4 protein-coding genes are annotated in these 2,444 nt (G+C 52.9%); all 4 read right to left on the bottom strand.

All coding sequences use genetic code 11. The annotated features are described in order from the left end of the window. A partial coding sequence (locus QZ375_RS14155) for a hypothetical protein (RefSeq protein ID WP_365729285.1) occupies nucleotides 1–395 on the bottom strand: 395 nt, incomplete at its 3' end. A gap of 4 nt (nucleotides 396–399) precedes the next feature. Next, the gene (locus tag QZ375_RS14150; protein WP_295220033.1) at nucleotides 400–1,482 is read right to left on the bottom strand and encodes a hypothetical protein; all 1,083 of its coding nucleotides are present in this window, start codon (nucleotides 1,480–1,482) and stop codon (nucleotides 400–402) included. Between the two features lie 17 nt (nucleotides 1,483–1,499). Next, nucleotides 1,500–2,039 (bottom strand): phage scaffolding protein, encoded by a 540-nt coding sequence (locus QZ375_RS14145; RefSeq protein WP_295220031.1) that lies wholly within the window; start codon nucleotides 2,037–2,039, stop codon nucleotides 1,500–1,502. Then, nucleotides 2,036–2,444 (bottom strand): terminase small subunit (locus QZ375_RS14140; RefSeq protein ID WP_295220028.1); only part of this gene is annotated, 409 nt, incomplete at its 5' end. The genes QZ375_RS14140 and QZ375_RS14145, both read right to left, overlap by 4 nt.

The following is a 2,444-nucleotide window of genomic DNA, read 5'->3' as shown; positions in this document are numbered from 1 at the left end:
GTGCCCAGATAGCGCATACAGATGCTTTTGAGATAATCCTGCAGACCAGATGTATCGCCGCTCAGCAGGGCGGAGATGCTCTCTGTGGGGCTTGCGTAGCTGACGCTGTATGCACCGATGCTTTCGGATGTCTTTGCGCCAGCACCTGTGCTGCCGTCTGCATTGGTTTTTCCTGCGCCGTATGCCAGATAGGTATACACTGCCTCTGCCAGAGCGCAGCAGCATTTTTTGGCACGTGCATCCAACTCATCCGGAATCCCATCCATCAGCCGCCCGAAGGTCACCATGTCCAGGTATTCCGAAGCACGTGCAGCCGCACGACCGAAGTCAGTCGGGTCACGAATCAAATTGCCCAGGTAAAAATCCTGGTAGTAGGGGAAATCAGCGTATGCCATAGGCTTACACCACGATCACATAGCCGACCTTGACGCACTTCTTGTTGCTGTCCAGGTCGATGATCTCCACGGTATCGCCCTTCTTTGCGGTGATCTCCGTGCTGCCGGATGTGAACGCATTGCTGGATGCAATCGCAGTGAAGTCCTCGCCGTAAACCGCACGGTCGGTGGGATTGACACGGTACACAAAGGCGCTTGTGGCAGATGCAGAAGTGGTGATCTTCACTTTTCCGCCAGTGTTGGAGGACTGGGTGAGAGAGATCACAGCCGGCTCGAATACTGCCAGAACACCAGCCTTGCGCAGCACCTTGTGATCGTATACCATACGACCCTTGACTGCGGATGCGCTGATATATGCTGCATCGCCGTCCAGGTCAACAATATGGGGATTGGATGCAAATTCCTTTGCACGTGTCGCATATTTTGGGTGACCTGCGATGCAAGCCAGACCGGCAGTGGAATCGTTCCACTCGTAGACATTAAAGCCAGCAATTCTGCCAACCGCGCCGGACTGCTTTACTTCGTCGCCCAGATCAGATGCACCAACAAAGTGATCATCCTTGAGCAGCAGTGCGTAGAAATCCGGTGTTACCAGCAGATAGCGGCGATTGTCCTTAGACGGAATATTTGCCTTTGTAAGTCGTGTCCGCAGGTCAACAATGCCGTCATATACCGTATCCACAGTGGATGCAGTACGGCTGATCTGCGTACCCTGCGCAATGAGTGTGGATGCGCCGTCTGTATCCAGACGTGCAGCCAGCACGTAGCCTGCGCTGTCCAGACGGTCTGCTACCAGATTGTCAGGAACAGCCTCTGCATCATATCCGTCAATGATCTCATTGACAGCAATGTCTCTGGTAATGGGGAAGTTTTCGTATGTTGTGCTTCCTGTGCCAGGCTGGATGCCGTTTGCCTTGTCGTAGTCACGTGCTGCGACTTCCTGATCTCTTACCGGGATCTTGACAACGCCAGCAGCAGGGCTGCCCTCATAGTCGTTGTTAAATACCACGCCATCCGCCAGGACAAGTTCCCGGCGCAGCTTTGCAAGCACCAGCTTGCTGTATCTTTCCTGTGCTTCATGTGCCATAATTCATATACCTCCTGTTATTTCGATGCCGGCATCAGTTCCGGGTTTTTCTCATAAAATGCACGTTCCACGCCGTCCAGTGATGTTGGCGTGTGCTGAGATGTCGGCGCAGCTGCACGTTCTCCTTGGTTCGGCGCAAATGCGTCCGCATGCGCTTCACGGAATTCGCCAACATACTTTTCTGCCCCGACGAGCTCGCCGCCGTCAAACTTCAGCCCTTTTTCGGTCAGCATATCTGTGACATACTTCTCGTAGACATCGTTTTTCAGATTTAGCCCCTTGACGTACTGCGCCATCTTCGTGCGGTATTCAAACGCCTTGCGGTCAGCTTCGGACTGTTCCAGCTTCTGTTTGTAGTCCTCTACGCTGGCTTTGATGCCGTCAATATCCATGTCCTTGTAAGACTGGATGGTCTGGTTTGCGGTGTCAAGCTGCGCCTGAATGGATGCTGCTGTATCCTTTTCCGCCTGGATATCGGCAGCGTAGGCGTCTGTGATCTTCTGCACGGCATCATTGTCGGTAATGCCGATACTCTCCAGAAATGCTTTGTCGATCATGTATCTGTTTCCTCCTGTTCCCGTAATGCTTCCAGCAGCTTCGGCAGTTCAGCTTCTGCGTCTCCGGCGGTGTCTCTATCATCGGGACGGAATCCAGCACGGTCGAGGATGTCAAAGGCTGCTTTCAGCCTGTCTGTGTCCTTTGCGTCCTTGTCCATCATGATATCGTAGACGGTAGAAACCGCATCCGAAGCAGAAAGCGCCAACTCTTCCCGAATACGCCGAATCAGCGCACTTTTTTGCTTCTGCAAATATTCCTGAACTTCGGGATTTTTCAGAAGGTCGCACGCTTGCTGCGCTGCTGATTTCGGGCTGTATCCGGCATTGATTGCCGCCTGCCGCTGGTTCTTGCATCTGAGTTTGACATATTCTTCTACGAATCGTTTACGTTGCTCTGTCAGCATA

The organism is Ruminococcus sp. (genome assembly GCF_019417665.1).
Lineage (GTDB): Bacteria > Bacillota > Clostridia > Oscillospirales > Ruminococcaceae > Ruminococcus_C.
This window is presented reverse-complemented; position numbering and strand designations above follow the sequence as displayed.

Coding starts and splice junctions, on each gene's coding strand:
- QZ375_RS14150 (WP_295220033.1), bottom strand. CDS start 1,482: ATGGCACATGAAGCACAGGAAAGATACAGCAAGCTGGTGCTTGCAAAG.
- QZ375_RS14145 (WP_295220031.1), bottom strand. CDS start 2,039: ATGATCGACAAAGCATTTCTGGAGAGTATCGGCATTACCGACAATGAT.